Source organism: Luedemannella helvata (assembly GCF_039528415.1).
In the GTDB taxonomy this organism is placed as follows: Bacteria; Actinomycetota; Actinomycetes; order Mycobacteriales; family Micromonosporaceae; genus Luedemannella; species Luedemannella helvata.
This window is the reverse complement of the sequence record NZ_BAAALS010000005.1, coordinates 124,240-142,657: the sequence shown is the minus strand read 5'-3', so window position 1 is coordinate 142,657 and position 18,418 is coordinate 124,240. Positions and strand designations below refer to the sequence as shown.

The window sequence follows — 18,418 nt, the reverse complement described above, 5'->3', positions numbered from 1 at the left end:
ACACCCCCCATGACACTCCAGACGCTCCAGGGTGAGCAGCGCCTGATCATGCGCCAGCGCATCCGGATGATGGTCAACCAGTACGAGATCCACACGGTGGGCCCGGGCGACTCCGAGGGTCCGCTCGTCGCCTTCGCCCAGCAGAAGCGGATGGCCTTCAAGGAGCAGGTGACGCTCTACACCGACGACACCAAGCAGGTGCCGGTGCTGGGCTTCAAGGCGCGCAGCGTGCTGGACCTCGGGGCGACCTACGACGTGATGGACGCGCAGGGCAACCCGATCGGCCTGTTCCGCAAGGACTTCGCCAAGTCGCTGCTGCGTTCCACCTGGCACGTGGAGCAGCCGGGCCTGCCGCAGGTCACCGGGCAGGAGCGCAACTTCGCGGTGGCGCTGCTGCGGCGGTTCACCGACTCCCTGTCCTGGCTGCCGTACCACTTCGACTTCGTCGCCGGCGACCGGCCGATCTTCTCCGTGGACCGCAAATGGGGCTTCCGGGACCGGTACATGATCGAGATTCCGGACCCGACGATCGACCGTCGCCTGGTCATCGCCATGGCCGTCGGCCTCGACGCGCTCCAGTCCCGCTGACCTGACCAGCCGCGATTCCGCCATCCCCGGACCGGGGGCCGGGTGGCGCGTCCGCCATGGTCGATTGACCGGGGCGGTCTGGTCGCGGCGGTGGGACACTTGACGACATGCCGGACCGAGACGACCTCGCCGACCCCCCGGGCGGGACCCCGCCGGGTGGGACATCGGCCGATGGGTCCGGTATGTCCGGATATGACTTGATCGGCGAGGATGCCGTCGCCGCGGTCGACCCGCCGCTGCCCGAGCCGGTCCGGCAGCGGGTGGTGGTCCTCGCCGCCAACGCCCTCGGCGCGCTGAGCGCCGACGAGCTGCCCGTCCCGCTGCGCCGGGTCGCCAACTTCGCCCCCCACCGGCGCGCCCGCCTCGGCGGCCCGCTCATCGCGTTGCACCTCGACTCCGACCCGCTGTTCCGCCAGCGTGTCGGCGCGCGGGCGCAGGAGTCGGCCGGGGCGCTCGGCGCGGCCATCGCCGAGGGCACCGTCCCCGCCGCCGCCGACCCCGTCGAGGTCGCCGCACTGGCGTACCTGTGCCGGCCGGCCGGCTGGGCCGACCTCGTCACCTCGGCCACCGAGGCCGTCCGCGTCGACGCCGAGAACACCGCGGTCGCCGACCGCATCCAGACGGCCGAGCAGCGTGCGGCCCGGGCCGAACACGAGCGCGCGGTCGCCCGTGTCGAGGCCGACAAGCTCCGCGACGAGCTGGCCCGGCTGCGCGAGGAGGCCGCCGCGCTGCGCGAGGAGGTCCGTACCCTCGGCCGCGGCCTGCGCGAGTCCCAGGCCAAGGAGAAGCGCGCCACCGAGCTGCTCGCCGTCGAGAAGGGCCGGGCGCAGCGCGCCGCCGCCGACAACGAGGCCGAGCTGCGCCGGCTGCGCATCCGCCTCGCCGACGCCGAGGACCTGGCCAGCGGTGCCCGCCACGCCGCCAAGGAGGCCCGCGCGGTCGACGAGGCGCGCCTGTGGCTGCTGCTGGAGACCATCGGCCAGGCCGCCGTCGGGCTCAAGCGAGAGCTGGCCATCGAGCCGGCCACGCTGCTGCCGGGCGACCACGTGGCCTCGACCCACGCGGAGCGCCCCGGCGGCGCGGCCACGGCCGGCGCCCGGGCGCTGGACGCCGACGACCCCGCCCGCCTCGACCAGCTGCTCGCCCTGCCCAAGGTCCACCTGATCGTCGACGGGTACAACGTCACCAAGAACGGGTACGGCGAGCTGTCCCTGGAGCAGCAGCGCAGCCGCCTCATCACCGGCATCGGCGGCATCGCCGCCCAGACCGGCGCCGAGGTCACGGTCGTCTTCGACGGGGCCGAGAAGCTCGTGGCCGCGCCCACGCCGCCGCGCGGGGTGCGGGTGCTGTTCAGCCGCAAGGGCGAGACCGCCGACGAGCTGATCCGCCGGCTCGTGCGGGCCGAGCCCGCGGGCCGCCCCGTCGTGGTCATCTCGACCGACCGGGAGGTGGCCGAGGGGGTGCGCCGCCACGGCGCGTACCCGCTCAGCTCCGACACCCTTTTGCGGCGCCTGGCGCGTGCCTGATAGGTAGTGGCTATGACGATGACGCCCCGGCTCTGGGCGGTGCTCACCCTCGCCGTACTGGCGGTGGCCCTGCTCGTGGTCGCCGCCGTCCGGGTGCCGTGGTCGAGCCCGCCCGCGCCGCGCGCCGACCAGGTCGCCGCCCTGCGCGACCTGCCCGCCGACGCGGTCGCCCGGGGCCGGGCCTTCCACGCCGCCCTGCGCCCGCCGGCCTACTTCTCGCTGCTGCTCGGCCTCGTGATCTCACTCATCCTGGGCCTGACCCCGCTCGGCGCGCGGATCGTGGCGGCGGCCGGCCGGCCGTTCGGCGGCAACTGGATCGCCGAGGCGTTGCTGGGCGGTCTGGCCATCATGCTCATCGGCCAGGTCGCGACCCTGCCGCTGGCCGCCTGGCGGGAGACCGTCCTGCGCCGCTACGGCCTGTCCACCCAGACCTGGGGCGGCTGGACGGTCGACCTGCTCAAGGGCATGGCCATCGGCGCGGTGCTCGGCGCGATCGTGCTCCTGGCGTTCTTCGGCATCGCCCGCCTGACGCCGGACTGGTGGTGGGCCTGGCTCGCGGCCGGCGCCGCCGGGCTGGTCGTGCTGCTCAGCTTCGTGCTGCCGGTGCTCATCGAGCCCGTGTTCAACAAGTTCACCCCGATGCCGGCCGGGGAGCTGCGCGACAGCCTGATCGCCATGGCCGCCCGCGACGGCGTACCCGTCAAAGACGTCCTCGTCGCCGACGCCTCGCGCCGGACCACGGCGCTCAACGCCTACGTCTCCGGCCTCGGGCCCACCCGGCGCGTCGTCGTCTACGACACGCTGCTCGACGAGGCGCCGCCGGCCGAGGTGCAGGCCGTCGTCGCGCACGAACTCGGCCACGCCAAGCTCAATGACGTGTTCACCGGCACGGCGCTCGGGGCGCTCGGCGCCGCCGCGGCCGTCTGCGCGGCGTTCCTCGTCGGTTCCTGGACCGGGCTGCTCCGGCTGGCGGGTGTCGAGTCGGTCACCCAGCCGAGGGCGCTCGCGCTGCTGCTCGCCCTCGCCGCGATCGCCGGCCTGGTGGCGACCCCGCTGCAGAACGCGGTGTCGCGCCTCATCGAGGCCCGCGCCGACGCGCACGCCCTCGCCGTGACCGACGACCCCGCCACCGTGGAGAAGATGGACGGCCGCCTCGCGCTGAAGAACCTCTCCGACGTCGACCCGAACCGCCTGGAGTACCTGATGTTCGCCAGCCACCCGTCCACCGTGGAGCGCATCGCCGCCGCCCGCGCCTTCGCCCGCGGGGAGCGCTGACCTTGCGCACCCTGCTCATCACGAACGACTTCCCGCCCCGCCCGGGCGGCATCCAGCAGTTCGTCCACCACCTCGCCATCCGCCAGCCGCCCGGCTCGCTGGTCGCGTACGCCTCCACCTGGCGCGGCGCCGCCGGGCACGACGCGCAGCTGCCCTTCCCGGTCATCCGCGAGGACACGGGGTTGTTGCTGCCCACGAGGCGCGTCGCCCGCCGCGTCGCCGCTCTCGCCCGGGAGTACGGGTGTGAGCGCGTGTGGTTCGGGGCGGCCGCGCCGCTGGGCCTGCTCGCGCAGGGGCTGCGGGAGCGGGCCGGCGTGTCGCGGGTCGTCGCGCTGACGCACGGGCACGAGATCGGCTGGGCCGCCCTTCCGGGCGCGCGGGGCCTGCTGCGGCGCATCGCGCGCGGCGCGGACGTGGTGACGTATCTGACGGAGTACCAGCGCTCGCGGCTGGACCGGACGCTCGGGTCGCTGACGTCACTGGAGCGGCTGGCGCCCGGGGTCGACACGGACGCCTACTCGCCGGCGGTCTCGGGTGACGCCGTGCGTGGTGAGCACGACCTGGTCGGGCGGCCGGTGGTCGTGTGCGTGTCGCGGCTGGTGCCGCGCAAGGGGCAGGACACGCTGATCCGGGCCCTGCCCGCGATCCGCCGCCGGGTGCCCGACGCGGCGCTGCTCATCGTCGGCGGCGGCCCGTACCGTGCCGATCTTGAGCGGCTCGCGCGGGAGACGGATGTCTCGGCCCATGTGCGGTTCACCGGGACGGTCCCGTGGGCCCGGCTCCCCGAGCACTACGCGGCCGGCGACGTCTATGCCATGCCGTGCCGGACGAGGCGCGGCGGGCTGGACGTCGAGGGCCTCGGGATCGTCTACCTGGAGGCGTCGGCCACCGGGCTGCCCGTCGTGGCGGGGGACTCCGGCGGGGCGCCCGACGCGGTCCGCGAAGGGGAGACCGGGTTCGTCGCGCCCGGCCGCGACGTCGCCGCCGTGGCCGACCGGGTCGCCACCCTGCTGGCCGACCCGGCCCTAGCCAAGCGCCTGGGCGCCGAGGGTCGTGCGTGGGTGGAGCGCGAATGGGGCTGGGACCACCAGGCCGCCCGCCTCACGACCCTGTTGTCGTCCTGACGCTGCCGGGGTTGTGGATTCGATGTGCCGCTGTGCCGGCCAGAGAATCCATAACCGCAGGGGTCAGAGGAGGGTGCCGTAGGCGTCGAGCATCACGCGCTCCAACTCGATGACGATCGCGTCGCGGAGAGCGTCGTGCTGCTCGCCGAGCAGGTGCTCGGGGGCCTCGCGCAGGTCGTCCGGGTAGCGCCAGACGGGACCCGAGCGGTACCGCTCCGGCTCCCAGGCGTACCGGGCGTGCACGTGGGCGTGCAGCTGGCGCATCGAGTTGCCCAGCACCTCGTAGTTGACCCGCCGGAACGCCGGGTCCAGGCCGTTGCAGGCGTGGGAGACGGCCTCGCCGAGCAGGGCCATGTCCGTGAGGAAGTCGACCTGCGCCGAGCGGGGCAGGTCGAGGAGGTGGTCGACGTCCGGGGCGTCGGCGAGCAGGACGCAGTATCCGGGCAGGTACTGCGTGTCGCCGATCGCGGCCCAGCCGGTGCGCATCCGGGCCAGCACGGTGGGGTTCTCGTCGCGCCGGGCGGCGCCGACGCGGTCGGCGCGCCAGTCCGTGTCCGGAAACGCGCGCCGGTGCCGGCCACGGGTGGCCGTGCGGGATGCGCCCGCCGCCAGGTCGTCCAGCGACGTGCCCGGGTCGAGGGGATCGATCATGCCGTTGCCTCCACGGCGCTCGGGTGCCGCCGAGATCCAGGAGTCGAGCCTGTGGCTCGCTCGCCTAGGTCAGAACTTGGGCGCGTCGGGGGCCTCGAGCAGCCCGAGCCGCAGCGCCGTCATCAGGGCCTGGGCCCGGTTCGCCGCGCCCAGCTTCTCGTACAGCTTCGAGATGTGGGTCTTGGCGGTGGACTCGCTGACGTAGAGCTGCTTGGCGATGCCCGCGACGCTCATGCCGTCGGCCAGCAGGCGCAGCACCTGGCTCTCCCGGGGGGACAGCTGCGGGCCCGCGGGGGCGAGGCGGCGCTTCATGGCCTCGGCCAGGTCGGCCGCCGTGAACGCGCTCGGGGAGGAGGCCGCGTGGCGGGCCGCCGCGACGACCTCGTCGGCCGGGGCGGTCTTGGGCACGAACGCGCTCGCGCCGGCCTCCAGGGCGCCGAACAGCTGGTCGTCGCCGGCGTACATGGTGAGCACCACGATGCCCATCGTGGCGCTGCCCTTGCGCAGCGCGCGGGCGGCCTCCAGGCCGCTGCCGTCCGGCAGGCGGAGGTCCATGATCACGACATCGGGCTGCAGGGCGCCGGCCTGACGGACCGCCTCCGCCGCGGTGGCCGCCTCGCCGACGACCTCAAAGTTACGGTCGCGCTCGAAAGCGTGCCGCAGACCCTTCCGGATGAGGTCGTGGTCGTCGACAAGAAGGACCTTGGTCCGGTTCGGCGGAGTGGTGGTGCTGGTCGTCATGCCCGATGATCTCCCCTTCTGCTTGTCACAAGCTACCCCGTCGGGGCGAGGCGCTGAGCACCACGGCCACTGAGGTGCCGCCGGAGGCGCGCGGCGTGATCTCCAGTTGGCCCCGGATACGTTCCGCCCTCTCTGCCATGATCGCAAGGCCGTAGCGGCCATCCGACCGGTGGCTTGACATTCCGGCTCCGTCGTCACTCACCTCAATTCGAGCGTACGGCGGGTCGACCTCACAGGTAACCCACAGGTTGCTCGCGTTGGCGTGCTTGCGGGCGTTGGTGATCGCCTCCTGGGCGATGCGCAGCAACTCGGCCTCCGTGGCGGCGGGCAGCCGGGCGGAGGTCTCGTCGATGGACAGGTGCACCCGCAGGCCGGCCGAGGAGCCCACGGTGCGGGCGTACTCGGCGATGGCGGCCGCCAGGCCCCCGTGCCGGTCGACCTCGCTGCGCAGCTCGAACAGGCTCAGCCGCAGCTCGGTGATCACCCGGGTGACCTCCTGGCGCAGCGCGCGCAGCTCGGCGGCACTCTCCGCCGCGTCCTCGGGCAGGGTCGCCAGGGTGTTGTCAATGCCGTACCCGACCATGACCAGCTCCTGGGCTACCCCGTCGTGGATCTCCCGGGCCAGCCGCTGGCGCTCCTCGTTCGTGGCGATGGAGCGCACGTCGTCGAAGAGGAGAGCGGCCTCCAGCCGCAGGGCGCCCGCCGAGGCCAGGTCGGTCACGTCGGCCACCACGTCCGGCGGGTAGGCCCCCGCTCGGTCGGTCTCCAGCGTGAGCAGGCCGATCGTGCGTACCCCGGACAGCAGGGGCACGACCAGGGTCGACACCGGGGTGTCCGCCGAGGCGGTGCGGGCCTGTGAGCGGCTGGCGACCTGCGCCTGCTGGGCGGCCCACGCGTCCGCGATCGCGGAGTCCGAGTCGAGGCTGGTCTCCCAGTCGACCCGGTCGGGGGCGAGCTGGGCGAGGACCACGAGCCGGCCGCCGCCGCTGGCGGACAGCACGGCCGCCCGGTCGACCGGGGCGATGCGGCGCACGTCCTCCAGCAGGTGCTCGGAGATGCTCCCCGGGTCCAGGGTGGCGCCGGGCAGCTGGCGGGCGACCGTACGCAGCTGGGTCAGCAGCCGGGTCGCCTCCGCGTAGGGCGCCGGGGCGTCGCCCGCCTCCGGGGTCAGCAGGCGCGGCGACGCGTACACGAAGGCGGCGAGCAGTCCCGCGATGGCGAGCCATTCGGCGCAGGACAGCACGTACGACGTGTCCCGCAGCAGCCCGTCGGGCGCGCCGGCGGCGGCCAACGCCACGGCGGCGAGCCCCACGAGGGCCATCGACTCCCTGATGCGCCCCTCGATGGCCGGCACGACGATCGGGATGGTCAGGTACGGCAGGATCGTGCCGCCCGTCCCGCCCAGCTCCATGGCGACGCTGCTCGCGCCGAGAGCGGTGATCAGCACCTCGGCCACCCGCCCGAGGGCGGGCAGCAGCGGCGGGCGGCCCGCCCAGGCCGCCAGGCTCGCGGCGCCGAGCAGGGCCACCCAGGTCAGGGCGGCGACGTCGCCCGTCGCGGCGGTCGTGAAGACCGCGATGAGCGCCAGCATGGCCAGGCGCAGCGCGAGGCCCGCCCGCTCCGCGCCCGTGGCGTTCAGGCTGCGCGGGGCGCCGGGGGAGCGCGTCGACCGGGTCGGACGCTCAGCGGTAGATAGCGGCGATCTCGTCGGCGTACTCCTTCGCCACAATGGTTCGCTTCACTTTGAGGGATGGCGTCAACATTCCGTTGGCCTCGGTGAAGTCCTCGGGGAGGATCCGGAAGACCCGGATCGACTCCGCCTTGGAGACAGCGCGGTTCGCTTCGTCGACGGCGCTCTGCACCTCGCGGCGCAGGTCCTCATCGTCGCGCAAGTCGCCCGGTCGCGCGTCATCCGGCTTGCTGTTCGCGCTGCGCCAGGCGGGGAGGGCCTCTTCGTCGATGGTCACCAGCGCGGCGACGAACGGCTGCCGGTCGCCGACAACCATGCACTGGCTGACCAGCGGATGGGCACGAATTCGATCCTCAAGGACGGCCGGCGCGACGTTCTTTCCGCCGGCCGTGACGATGATCTCCTTCTTGCGGCCGGTGATCGACAGATAGCCGTCGTCGTCCAGGGCGCCCAGGTCACCGGTGTGGAACCAGCCGTCGGCGTCGAGCACCTCGGCCGTGGCCTGCGGGGCGTTCCAGTATCCGCCGAAGACCAGGTCGCCCTTGACGAGGATCTCGCCGTCCTCGTCGATGCGGACGGTGACGCCGGGCAGCGGCCGCCCGACCGTACCGATGCGGATGTGGTCCTTGAGGTTGACCGCGACGGCGGGGGAGGTCTCCGTAAGGCCGTACCCCTCGTAGATGGTCACGCCCACGCCCCGGAAGAAGTGGGCCAGCCGGGGGCCCAGCGGCGCCCCGCCGGAGATCGCCGCCTGGCAGCGCCCGCCTATGGCGGCGCGCAGCTTGCGGTAGACCAGTCGGTCGAACACCGCGTGGCGCAGCCGCAGGATCAGGCCGGGGCCGCCCTTGTCGAGCGCCTCAGAATAGGCCACGGCGGCCTGCGTGGCCCGCTCGAAGATCGACTCGTGGCCCTCGGTGGCCGCCTTCTGTCGGGCGCCGTTGAATATCTTCTCGAAGACCCGGGGCACGGCGAGCACGAACGTCGGCTTGAACGAGGCGAGGTCCGCGGCGAGGTTGCGGGCGTCCGCGGTGAAGGCCGTGTGGACCCGCGCCTGCACCACGCCGACCTGGATGAGCCGGGCGAAGCTGTGCGCCAGCGGCAGGAACAGCAGCGTGGCGGCGTCCGGCTTGAACAGGTTGGGCATGTGGGGGATCGCGTTGGCGATGTCGGCGTAGATGTTGCGGTGCGTCAGCACGCAGCCCTTCGGCCGGCCGGTCGTGCCGCTCGTGTAGATGATCGTGGCCAGGTCGTCGGCGCGGCCGCCGAGCCGGCGTCGGTCGATCTCCGTCGGGTCGACGTCCGCGCCGGCGGCGGCCAGGTCGGCCAGCCCGCCGCCGTCGATCTCCCAGATGTGGCGCAGGTCGGGCAGGTCGCCGCGGACCGCGGCGAGGCTGGCGGCGTGCCCGGCGGTCTCCACGACGCACGCCACCGCGCCGGAGTCGGACAGGATCCACCGGATCTGGTCGGGACTGGAGGTTTCATAGACCGGCACGGTCACCGCGCCGCACGCCCAGATCGCGTAGTCGACCAGGGTCCACTCGTAGCGCGTGCGGCTGATCAGGGCCACCCGGTCACCCCGCTGGACACCGGCCGCGACGAGGCCCCGGGCCACGCCGATGACGTCGTCGCGGAACCGGGCGAAGCTGATGTCCTCCCAGCCCGTGTCCGTCCGGCGGGCGAACTGCGCCGCCGCCGGGGTCGCCTCGGCGTTGCTCCAGACCGCCTGGACGAGGGTCGTGGTGTCGCTGATCGTGACGGCGGGTGGGACGGTGAACTCGCGCACGTGTGGCTCCTCTTGCTCGGGCCGCGTCGCCCGCAGTGAACCTATCGCGGTTGTCGTCGCGCGCGCGATGGTGGGGCGCGGCGCGCGTCGCCCGGGCAGGTCGCGACGCCCTGGACCCGGCACCCGCGCCGATCGCCAGGTAGATTGCCTGCCGTGGCCGACACGTCGACGCAGTCAATCGTGATCAACGCAGCTCCTTCGCAGGTCGCGGAGGTGATCTGTGACTTCGCGCGGTACCCCGAGTGGGTCTCCGCGGCGCGCCGCGTCGAGGTGGTCGAGGAGTACGAGGACGGCTACGCGAGCCAGGTGTTCTTCGCGCTCGACGCCGGCGTGGTCTCCGACGAGTACACGCTGGCCTACGAGTACGCCGAGGACATCTCGCGCATCGAGTGGCACCTCGTGGAGCCGTCGAAGATGCAGAAGGCGCAGGACGGCTCGTACGACATCGTCGACAACGGCGACGGCACCTCGACGGTCACCTACACGCTCGCGGTCGACCTGGCCATCGGCATGCTCGGCATGTTCAAGCGCAAGGCCGAGAAAATGATCATGGATACGGCGCTCACGGAGCTCAAGCGGCGTGTCGAGTCGGTGGCGGCATGACGGCCCCGGACCCGATCCGCGAGGAGGCGCAGCGGCTGGTCGCGGCGGCGCTCGCGGCCGCGTCCGTGGCCGCGAACGGCCTGGCCGGCGCCCACCTGTCCACCGGTAGCCCGGAATGCTGCGTCTGTCCGGTCTGCCGGGTGATCGCCGCCATGCGCGATCCGAGCCCGGAATTCGCCGACCGGCTGGCCGAGGGCGCCGCAGACCTTGCCACGGGGGTGGCGAGCATGCTTCGCTCGCTCTCCGGTGCGGCGCACCACGCGGCCTCGGCCGCGGGCGCGACCCACGACGCCGGGCCCGGGGGACCCGACGGCGACGAGCCCGTCGACGACCCCTGGCGCGCGGCGACGTCCACCCCACCCACCTCGCCGCCGCCCCGCGCGCCCATGGCGCGCAAGGCGGTCAAGAAGGCAGCGGTACCACCCAGGGACACGGCAACGGCGCCGGCAACGGGCCAGGATGAAGGTGACTCAGGTACGGAGGAGAGCACGTGAGCGAGGCACTGACCATCGGCGTCGACATCGGCGGCACCAAGGTGCTCGGCGGGGTGGTCGACGCGGCCGGGGAGGTGCTCGCCCAGGCCCGCCGTGACACTCCGGCCGACGACGTCTCCAAGACCCTCGACTTCATCGTCGAGGTGGTCCAGGAACTCGCCGCCGAGCACCCCGTGAGCGCGGTCGGCATCGGCGCGGCCGGCTGGATCGACGCCAGTCGCTCCCGGGTGCTGTTCGCCCCCAACCTCGCCTGGCGCGACGAGCCGCTGCGGGACAAGGTCGCCGAACGTGTCGACCTGCCGGTCATCGTCGAGAACGACGGCAACGTGGCGGCGTGGGCGGAGTTCCGCTTCGGCGCGGCACGCGCGGCCAGGGACTCCATGGTCCTGGTCACGGTCGGCACCGGCATCGGCAGCGGCATCGTGCTCGGCGGTGGCCTGGTGCGCGGTGCGCACGGCATCGCCGCCGAGATCGGCCACATGCGGGCCATGCCCGGCGGCCGGCACTGCGGCTGCGGCCGGCAGGGCTGCATCGAGCAGTACGCCAGCGGCAGCGCCCTGGTGCGCTATGCCCGCGACGTGGCCATGCAGGACCCGGCGGCCGGCGCGCACCTGCTCGACCTGGCCGGGGGCACGGTCGAGGCGATCAACGGCCCGATGGTCACCCGCGCGGCGCGTGACGGCGACCCGGTCGCGATGGCCGCGTTCACGGAGATCGGCACCTGGCTGGGCGGCTGCCTCGCCGACCTGGTCCAGATCCTCGACCCCGAGGTGCTGGTGGTCGGCGGCGGTGTCATCGACGCGGGCGAGCTGTTGCTCGGCCCGACCCGCGACGCCTTCGCCGAGCAACTCGCCGCACGCGGGACCCTGCCGGTCGCCGACGTGGTCGGGGCCAGCATGGGTAACGTGGCCGGCGTGGTGGGCGCCGCGGACCTCGCCCGTCGATAAGGCGCCCCTGACGGGAGGTGGCCGCTCATGGCCGACGCGCCGACAGTACGGGTGGTCTCTTACAACATCCACGGGCAGCGCGACGACCGACGCGCCCTCGTCGAGGTGGTGCGCGGTCTCGCCCCGGACATCCTGCTCGTCCAGGAGGGGCCGCGCCGCCTGCGCTGGCGCGCCAAGTGCGCCGACCTCGCCAACCGGTGCCGCCTGGTGTACGCGGCCGGCGGGCTGCCCGCGCTCGGCAACGTGGCCCTGGTCGGGCTGGGCACCCGGGTGCTGGAGAGCTGGTGCCTGCGCTACCCGCTCACCCCGGGGCGGCACCTGCGCGGCGCGGTGTTCGCCCGCTGCCGGGTGCGTGGGGTGGAGTTCCTGGTCGCCGGCACCCACCTGGCGACCGACCCGGTCGAGCGCCCCGGCCAGGCGCGGTTGCTGCGCGAGGCGCTCGACGGCCAGGCCGGTCCGGTCGTCCTCGCGGGCGATCTCAACGAGGGGCCGGACGGGTCGTCCTGGCGTACCCTCGCCGAAGGCTATGTTGATCTAGGAGAAGCCCTTACCTTCCCCGCCGCCGCGCCGCGGAGCCGCATCGACGCGGTGCTCGCGGGGCCGGGTGTGCGCGTCGTGGGGCACCGGGTGCTCGACACCCCGTTGGCCCGCCGGGCCAGCGATCACCTGCCGGTCGTGGCCGATCTCGTCATCGAGGGGTGACCTCGCGGGCGCCCGGGTTGCCTGGACAAAAGCGCCCCGAGCCAAGAGGATGCGCGCCGGGAGGAATGCGAGGGGGAGGACGAGGGTGACCTACGACAACCTGGCACGACCGGAAGAGGCCACGATCTGGCGCGGCGGCACGCCGGTGTTCGACCGCAGCGACACCGTCTGCGTCATCGGTGCCGGCGCGAGCGGCCTGGTGGCCATCAAGAACCTGCGCGAGCACGGCTTCGCGGTCGACTGCTACGAGCGCGAGACCGGGGTGGGTGGCGCGTGGAACTGGCGCCACGACCGCAGCCCGGTCTACGCGAGCACGCACCTGATCTCGTCGAAACCGTTCACCCAGTTCCCGGACTTCCCGATGCCGGACTCCTGGCCGGACTACCCGCACCACAGCCAGGTCCTGGCCTACCTGGAGCGCTACACCGAGCACTTCGGACTGCGCGAGCACATCTGGTTCGGCACCGAGGTCACCAACGTGCAGCCCACCGAGGACGGGGCCTGGGACGTCACGATCAAGGGCGCCCGGGGCGGCGGCGCGGCCCGTACCCAGCGGTACTCGGCCGTGGTCGTGGCCAACGGGCACAACTGGTCGCCCAAGCTGCCGTCGTACGAGGGCCTCGACGGGTTCTCCGGCGAGGTCATCCACGCGGCCGCCTACAAGGACGCGGCGCAGCTGCGCGGCCGGCGGGTGCTGGTCGTCGGCGGCGGCAACACCGGCGCCGACATCGCCGTGGAGGCCGCCCAGCAGGCCGCCCGCTGCTGGCACTCGACCCGGCGGGGGTACTGGTACCTGCCCAAGTATGTCCGGGGGCGCCCGGCCGACCAGGTCAGCGACGCCGTGCTGGCGCTGGGCCTGCCGCTGCGGCTGCGGCAATGGTTCGTGCAGCGCACCGTGCGCAACACCGTGGGCGACGTGACCCGGTTCGGCATGCCCGCCCCGGACCACCGCGTCTTCGAGACCCATCCGATCGTCAACAGCCAGCTCGTGTACTACGTGGGTCACGGCGGCATCACGCCCGTGCCCGACGTCGCGCGCTTCGACCGGACCTCCGTGGAGTTCACGGACGGGCGGGTCGCCGAGCCGGACCTGGTCGTGTTCGCCACGGGTTACCTGCCACGGTTCGAGTTCCTCGCCCCCGATCTGCTCAATGTGGACGGTGAGGGCCGGCCCCGGCTCTACCTGCACGCCATCCCGCCGCACCAGCCGACGCTGGCCGTCGTCGGGCTGCTGCAGCCCGACTCGGGCGTGTTCGCGCTGGTCCACTGGCAGACCCAGACGATCGCCCGGTGGCTGCGGATGCGCCAGACCGCCCCGGACAAGGCCAGCCAGTTCTGGGCGCGCCACCACCGCGAGGTCGGCACGCCGTTCGCGGCGGCCAAGATGAAGCGCTCGACCCGCCACTGGTTCGAGGTGAGCCACACCGTGTACCTGAAGGCACTGGAGAAGACGCTCAAGGAGCTGGAGGTGGCCCGGTGACCCGCGTGCTCAGGCCGATGGAGTGGGCCTACCCGGTGACGCCCGTGGAGCGGGAGATCCTCGCCGCCACGCCGACCGAGGCGGAGGCCGACCGGCCCCGCCCGCCGGTGCTGTTCGTGCCCGGCCTCGGGCACGGGGCGTGGGCGTTCGCCGCGCGCTGGCTGGAGCACGCGGCCGGCCGGGGCTTCCCGGCGTACGCGATGAGCCTGCGCGGGCACGGCGACAGCGCCGCGGCGCCGCGCACCACGATCCGGGCGTACACCCACGACGTCACCCAGGTCGCCGCGCGCCTGCCGCGCCAGGCGGTCCTGGTCGGCCACGGTACGGGCGCCCTCGCGGTGGCCCGCACGCTCGCCCGCTATCCGGCGCGCGCCGGCGTGCTGGTCAGCCCGGTGTTCGGCGGGCCGGGTACGGCGTTGAACGCGCTGCGCCGCAACCCGGCCGGCACCCTTCCGGCGCTGTTCGGCGGGCGGCTGCGGCTGCGCCGGGGGCAGCTGTTCGGCCGCGAGCTGACCACCTCGGCGGCGCGGGAGTTCGCCGCCCAGGTGAAGACGCCGGCCGCCCCGCTCGCCCAGTGGCAGCTGCTCGCCGGGCCGTCCGTCGAGGACCCGGTGGGCGACCCGCCCGTGCTGGTCGTCGGCTCGCCGGACGACCGGGTGGTGCCCCGGCGCGCGCTGGAGCGCGCCGCCCGCCGTTACGGCGCGGCGCCCTTGCTCTTTCCGGGCATGGGGCACGACATGATGCTCGACGCGCGCTGGCAGGAGCCGATCGACGCGATCCTCGACTGGATCGACAAGTCCCTTTGATCCGGGTCCACAGTGGCGATCTGTGCAGGTCAACGTCCATTTTGTACGACCAGCATGTGGTTGTTACGCCATCAGGGGATGCTTTTGCAACATCAGCACGGCATGATGTCGGCCTGAAAGCATCGTAAGCCGGCCCCGCGATGCCTGGTCGGCGTTCCTTCCCCGCTCCCGAAACGGAGATGCTCGAAACCATGTCCTCCCCTAGCTCAACCGGCAGCGTTTCCGCTGCCCTCGCCAAGGACCGCCTTGGCGTGCCCGCAGTGGTCTTCTTCATCCTGAGTGCGGTCGCACCGCTCACCGTTGTCGCCGGCGTGGTCACCACCCTGTACGCGGTCACCGGCCTGGTCGCCATCGGCGCGGCGTTCCTGGTCGTGGCTGCCGTCCTCGCGATCTTCGCGGCGGGCTACGTGGCGATGGCCCGGCGGATCACGAACGCGGGCGCGTTCTACGCCTTCGTCTCGCGCGGCCTGGGCCGGCCTGCCGGCGTCGGTATCGCGCTCGTCGCCGTGGTCGCCTACAACCTGCTGCAGGTCGGCCTCTACGGCATGTTCGGCGCGCAGGTCGCCGACTACGTCGCCGGCAAGGGCGGCCCGGTCGTCGACTGGTACTGGTACTCGCTGGCCGCGTGGGCCATCGTCACGATCCTCGGCCTGATGCGGGTCGACCTCAACGGCATCGTGCTGGCGGTGCTGCTGACCGCCGAGGTCGCCGTCGTGCTCGTGCTGACGGTGGGCGGCCTGAGCAAGCCCGCCGACGGCATCGCCTTCGACAGCCTGAACCCGGCCGACCTGCGGGGGGCCGCCGGCATCGGCGCGTTGCTGGTGACCGCGTTGCTGGGCTTCGTCGGCTTCGAGGCGTCGGCGGTGTTCTCCGAGGAGTCGAAGAACCCGCGCCGTACGGTGCCGATCGCGACGTACACCTCGCTCGCCGTCATCGCGGTGGTCTACGCGGCCGCGTCCTGGGCGATGAGCGTGCACTACGGCACCGAGAACGTGGCGGCGACCGCCGGCGAGATGGGTCCCGGCATGCTCTTCGCGATGTCGACCCAGACGATCGGCGAGATCGCGACCGTGCTGTTCCTGTCGAGCCTGTTCGCCGCCATGCTGTCGTTCCACAGCGCCGTCGGCCGTTACATGTTCGCCCTCGGCCGGGAGCGGGTGCTGCCGCGCGCCCTGGGCCGCACCAACCTGCGTACGGGCGCGCCGCGCGCGGCGTCGCTGACCCAGTCCCTGATCGGTCTGCTCGTCATCGTCATGTACGCGGTGTTCGGTTGGGACCCGGTCGTGCAGCTGTTCTTCTGGCTGGGCACCACGGGCGGTCTCGGCGTACTGATCATGATCATCACGACGGCGGTCGCCATCATCGCCTTCTTCGCCCGCGACCCGCAGGGGGAGAACGTATGGCGGCGGATCATCGCCCCCGTCATCGCGCTGATCTTCCTCATCTACATGCTGTACTCGGGCCTGTCGAACTTCTCGCAGCTGCTCGGCGTGGAGCCCGGCGCGACGCCGGCCTGGGCGCTGCCGTCGGCGTACGCCGCCGCGGCCGTCATCGGCCTGCTGTACGGGTTCTGGCTCAAGGCGGCCCGCCAGGACGTCTACCGGGGCATCGGCCTGGGCGCCAACGCGGTGACCGGACGCGCGATCATCGACGAGGGGCAGCAGCACCCCTTCGCGCCGTTGGGATCGCGGTGACCGGTCCCGAGCGCGCCGGCGAGGGGGACGCCGACCGGGTCGGCGTCCTCATCGCCGACGCTTTCTGGGACCTCGACGCGTCACAGTGGATCATCGGGGATCCGGCGGACGCCCGCCGGATCTTCCCGGAGTACTTCACGCACGTCGTGGCCGAGGTCATGGCGGCCGGCGGCGTGGTGGAGTGGACGGCGCAGCGCGACGCCGTGGCCGTGTGGGTACCAACCTCGGCCGCCGACCCCGAGCCTGACCCCGGCCGGTGGGACGCGGTCCTCGACAAGGTCTGCGGCCCTTACGCGGACCGGTTCCGTACCTTCGAGGCCCTGCAGCGTGCGCACCACCCGCACGGCGTCGACCACCACTACCTGGCCATGCTGGCGGTCCACCCGGACCGGCAGGGCCGAGGCGTGGGCTCGGCGCTGATCGCGGCGCACCACGCGGACCTCGACCGGGACGGGGTGGGCGCCTACCTGGAGGCGGCCGGGCCGCGCCAGCGGCGCATGTACGAGCGGGCGGGTTACACCGACCACGGCGGCCCGTACTACCTGCCGGACGGCGGACCCCCGCTGTTTCCCATGTGGCGCGAACCGCGGGCATCCTGAGTGGACGGTGGCCCGGGCCGTAGGGCCCGGGCCACCGGTCTCAGTTGAGGGTCGTGATCACCGCGTTGCCGATGGCCGCCTGGGCCTGCGTGACCAGCTCGCGTAGCGGCGGCGGCAGCGAGGACAGGACCCAGGCCAGGTACTGGAAGCTGCGCGCGTCGCCGTCCCACAGCACGTGCCGGGTCAGGTCGCTCGCCTCGATGAGGCCGGCGAGCACGGCGTCCTGAATCGTCAGTTGCTCGCCGCGGGTGAGGAAGCGGCGCAGCCGCGCCTCGGGCCAGGCGGCCGCGGAGCGGTCGGCCGGCACGAAACGCACGGTGGTGCGCAGCAGCCCGCGGCTCTCGCTGCGGTTGAGATGGCCGGAGCGGACCATGCGCTGGCACACCTGGTCGGTGGCGCTGTTGCCGAGGAACGCCAGCCAGTTGTGCGTGGCGTGCTGCTGACGTTCGCTCGCCAGCTGGTCGAGAATCGTGTGCGCGAGCGCGTCGACCGGTGGTTGCCGGTCGATGATAGTGATCATGCCAGCCCGCAGGTCGATCTTGCCATCCATGACCAGTTCGCCGAGCAGCGCGGCGGCAAGGGCGAGGCCCGTGACGCGCGGATGGAGGCGGGACTTCCCGCTGGTCTCCTCGTGTGCGACGAAGTAGAGGTCGTCGGCCAACAGCACCCCTGAGGCTCCTTTTCCTTTTACGGGAGAGCGCCGGGTTCCCGACCCGCTCACGTCGTGCGCTCGCTGGGTGCACCGCTGAACCCCATGACTCAGCGTCAACTGCTGTCACTGTTTGGGACAGAAGAACGCTACAAGAGGCTGGGTTAGCCTCAGGTTAATTGAGCGTTACGAGCGGCGTCTATTTTAGACGCGCGCACCGTCATCTGGGTAGATATCGTCGTCCTCGTCACCGGGACGCAGTCGCAGCAGAAGAGTAACAAACCCGCCGAGGATCGCGAGAAAGCCGAGCAGCATGGTGCCGCCCGCACCGATGCTGAGCAGTTCCGGGTTGAGCACGAGGACGAGGCCGACCAGGATGCCGAGCACGCCCAGCACGGTCGGCAGAGCCGGCTTCGGCAGCGGCGGCGGGGGAGGCGGCGTGTAGCCCTCCTCGTCGTCGGGCAGGGTGGCGCCGAACGTGTCCAGGCCGTCGAGCAGCGACGGCTCGTCGGCCGGGGTCGCCGCGACCACCGCTGAGCCCGACGCGGCGCGGCCGGGCTGGCGGGCCGGGGTCGGGTCGTCGTCGGGCACGTCCTCCGCGGCCGGCCATGACCGGTGCGGTCCCACGTCCGCGTTGTAGCCGGCCACGATCGCCGCCCAGGCCTCGTCGACGTCCGTGGTCTCCCGCCGCTCCTCGGCCAGTTGGTTCAGGTAGGCCTGGGCGGCCGCGAGGTGGGCGCGGTCGACGTACAGCCGGTCGGTCGGCCGGTCGGGCAGGGTTGTGGTGCGGGTCACGGGGTGCAGGTCGGTGGTCGGACCGAGGTAGGCCGCGATCCCATCCAGGGCGAGCAGGTCCAACAGGTGCTCGCCCACCCGCGGGTCGACGTCGCCAGCGACCGCGTACTCCGCTGCGACCAGGCCGTTGTCCCGCCGGCCGTGGCCGGGGCTTCCGCTCGCCACCGCGCTCCCTTCCCTGGCGTGTGACATGCCGACCCTACTCCGCGGATTGACCGGCCGTGAGCGGGCCGTACGGGTGGCGCCCCGGCCGCGGGGTCCCTAGGCTCGG

18 protein-coding genes are annotated in these 18,418 nt (G+C 72.9%); 12 read left to right on the top strand and 6 right to left on the bottom strand.

The window, feature by feature from the left end; genetic code table 11:
* The first annotated feature begins 9 nt into the window (after window positions 1–9).
* The 4 genes from ABD191_RS07045 (at window position 10) to ABD191_RS07030 (ending at window position 4,513) form a co-directional block, all read left to right on the top strand.
* The gene (locus ABD191_RS07045; protein WP_344078130.1) at window positions 10–588 is read left to right on the top strand and encodes an LURP-one-related family protein; all 579 of its coding nucleotides are present in this window, start codon (window positions 10–12) and stop codon (window positions 586–588) included.
* Between the two features lie 107 nt (window positions 589–695).
* On the top strand, window positions 696–2,114 hold the full coding sequence (locus tag ABD191_RS07040) for an NYN domain-containing protein (RefSeq protein ID WP_425560667.1): 1,419 nt from the start codon (window positions 696–698) through the stop codon (window positions 2,112–2,114).
* 18 nt (window positions 2,115–2,132) lie between these two features.
* Window positions 2,133–3,389 (top strand): M48 family metallopeptidase, encoded by a 1,257-nt coding sequence (locus ABD191_RS07035; protein ID WP_344078403.1) that lies wholly within the window; start codon window positions 2,133–2,135, stop codon window positions 3,387–3,389.
* A 2-nt stretch (window positions 3,390–3,391) separates the two neighbouring features.
* The gene (locus ABD191_RS07030; RefSeq protein ID WP_344078126.1) at window positions 3,392–4,513 is read left to right on the top strand and encodes a glycosyltransferase family 4 protein; all 1,122 of its coding nucleotides are present in this window, start codon (window positions 3,392–3,394) and stop codon (window positions 4,511–4,513) included.
* A gap of 63 nt (window positions 4,514–4,576) precedes the next feature.
* On the opposite strand, the gene ABD191_RS07025 is transcribed toward ABD191_RS07030, so the two are convergent.
* From ABD191_RS07025 to ABD191_RS07010, 4 genes are all read right to left on the bottom strand, one after another.
* Entirely contained in the window at window positions 4,577–5,164 is a 588-nt protein-coding gene (locus ABD191_RS07025; protein WP_344078124.1) for an HIT family protein, read from the bottom strand.
* 69 nt (window positions 5,165–5,233) lie between these two features.
* Window positions 5,234–5,905, bottom strand: coding sequence for a response regulator (locus ABD191_RS07020; protein WP_344078122.1), 672 nt, complete (start codon window positions 5,903–5,905; stop codon window positions 5,234–5,236).
* Window positions 5,906–5,930: 25 nt separating this feature from the next.
* Window positions 5,931–7,496 carry a GAF domain-containing sensor histidine kinase gene (locus ABD191_RS07015; RefSeq protein WP_344078119.1) on the bottom strand — a complete coding sequence of 522 codons (1,566 nt, stop codon included), beginning with the start codon at window positions 7,494–7,496 and terminating at the stop codon, window positions 5,931–5,933.
* 91 nt (window positions 7,497–7,587) lie between these two features.
* Window positions 7,588–9,378 carry an AMP-dependent synthetase/ligase gene (locus tag ABD191_RS07010; RefSeq protein ID WP_344078118.1) on the bottom strand — a complete coding sequence of 597 codons (1,791 nt, stop codon included), beginning with the start codon at window positions 9,376–9,378 and terminating at the stop codon, window positions 7,588–7,590.
* Between the two features lie 153 nt (window positions 9,379–9,531).
* Between ABD191_RS07010 and ABD191_RS07005 the strand changes: the two genes are divergently transcribed.
* The 8 genes from ABD191_RS07005 (at window position 9,532) to ABD191_RS06970 (ending at window position 16,703) form a co-directional block, all read left to right on the top strand.
* Window positions 9,532–9,981 carry an SRPBCC family protein gene (locus tag ABD191_RS07005; protein ID WP_344078116.1) on the top strand — a complete coding sequence of 150 codons (450 nt, stop codon included), beginning with the start codon at window positions 9,532–9,534 and terminating at the stop codon, window positions 9,979–9,981.
* Complete coding sequence (locus tag ABD191_RS07000) at window positions 9,978–10,475, top strand: hypothetical protein (RefSeq protein WP_344078114.1); 498 nt, start codon at window positions 9,978–9,980, stop codon at window positions 10,473–10,475. Before ABD191_RS07005 ends, ABD191_RS07000 begins: the two co-directional genes overlap by 4 nt.
* Window positions 10,472–11,422, top strand: a complete 951-nt coding sequence (locus ABD191_RS06995) for an ROK family glucokinase (protein WP_344078112.1) — start codon at window positions 10,472–10,474, stop codon at window positions 11,420–11,422. Before ABD191_RS07000 ends, ABD191_RS06995 begins: the two co-directional genes overlap by 4 nt.
* A gap of 27 nt (window positions 11,423–11,449) precedes the next feature.
* Window positions 11,450–12,124: an endonuclease/exonuclease/phosphatase family protein gene (locus ABD191_RS06990; RefSeq protein ID WP_344078110.1), complete on the top strand. Its 675-nt coding sequence runs from the start codon at window positions 11,450–11,452 to the stop codon at window positions 12,122–12,124.
* Between the two features lie 85 nt (window positions 12,125–12,209).
* Window positions 12,210–13,604, top strand: coding sequence for a flavin-containing monooxygenase (locus tag ABD191_RS06985; protein ID WP_344078108.1), 1,395 nt, complete (start codon window positions 12,210–12,212; stop codon window positions 13,602–13,604).
* A gap of 17 nt (window positions 13,605–13,621) precedes the next feature.
* Window positions 13,622–14,410: an alpha/beta hydrolase gene (locus ABD191_RS06980; RefSeq protein WP_344078401.1), complete on the top strand. Its 789-nt coding sequence runs from the start codon at window positions 13,622–13,624 to the stop codon at window positions 14,408–14,410.
* 191 nt (window positions 14,411–14,601) lie between these two features.
* On the top strand, window positions 14,602–16,104 hold the full coding sequence (locus tag ABD191_RS06975) for an APC family permease (protein WP_425560665.1): 1,503 nt from the start codon (window positions 14,602–14,604) through the stop codon (window positions 16,102–16,104).
* Window positions 16,101–16,703 carry a GNAT family N-acetyltransferase gene (locus ABD191_RS06970; protein ID WP_344078105.1) on the top strand — a complete coding sequence of 201 codons (603 nt, stop codon included), beginning with the start codon at window positions 16,101–16,103 and terminating at the stop codon, window positions 16,701–16,703. The genes ABD191_RS06975 and ABD191_RS06970 overlap by 4 nt, the downstream gene beginning before the upstream one ends.
* Before the next feature lie 40 nt (window positions 16,704–16,743).
* Here the strand turns inward: ABD191_RS06970 and ABD191_RS06965 are convergent, their stop codons facing one another.
* Both ABD191_RS06965 and ABD191_RS06960 read right to left on the bottom strand, forming a co-directional pair.
* Complete coding sequence (locus ABD191_RS06965; protein WP_344078103.1) at window positions 16,744–17,370, bottom strand: GOLPH3/VPS74 family protein; 627 nt, start codon at window positions 17,368–17,370, stop codon at window positions 16,744–16,746.
* A 186-nt stretch (window positions 17,371–17,556) separates the two neighbouring features.
* Window positions 17,557–18,312, bottom strand: a complete 756-nt coding sequence (locus tag ABD191_RS06960) for a DUF308 domain-containing protein (RefSeq protein WP_344078101.1) — start codon at window positions 18,310–18,312, stop codon at window positions 17,557–17,559.
* Window positions 18,313–18,418: the final 106 nt, after the last annotated feature.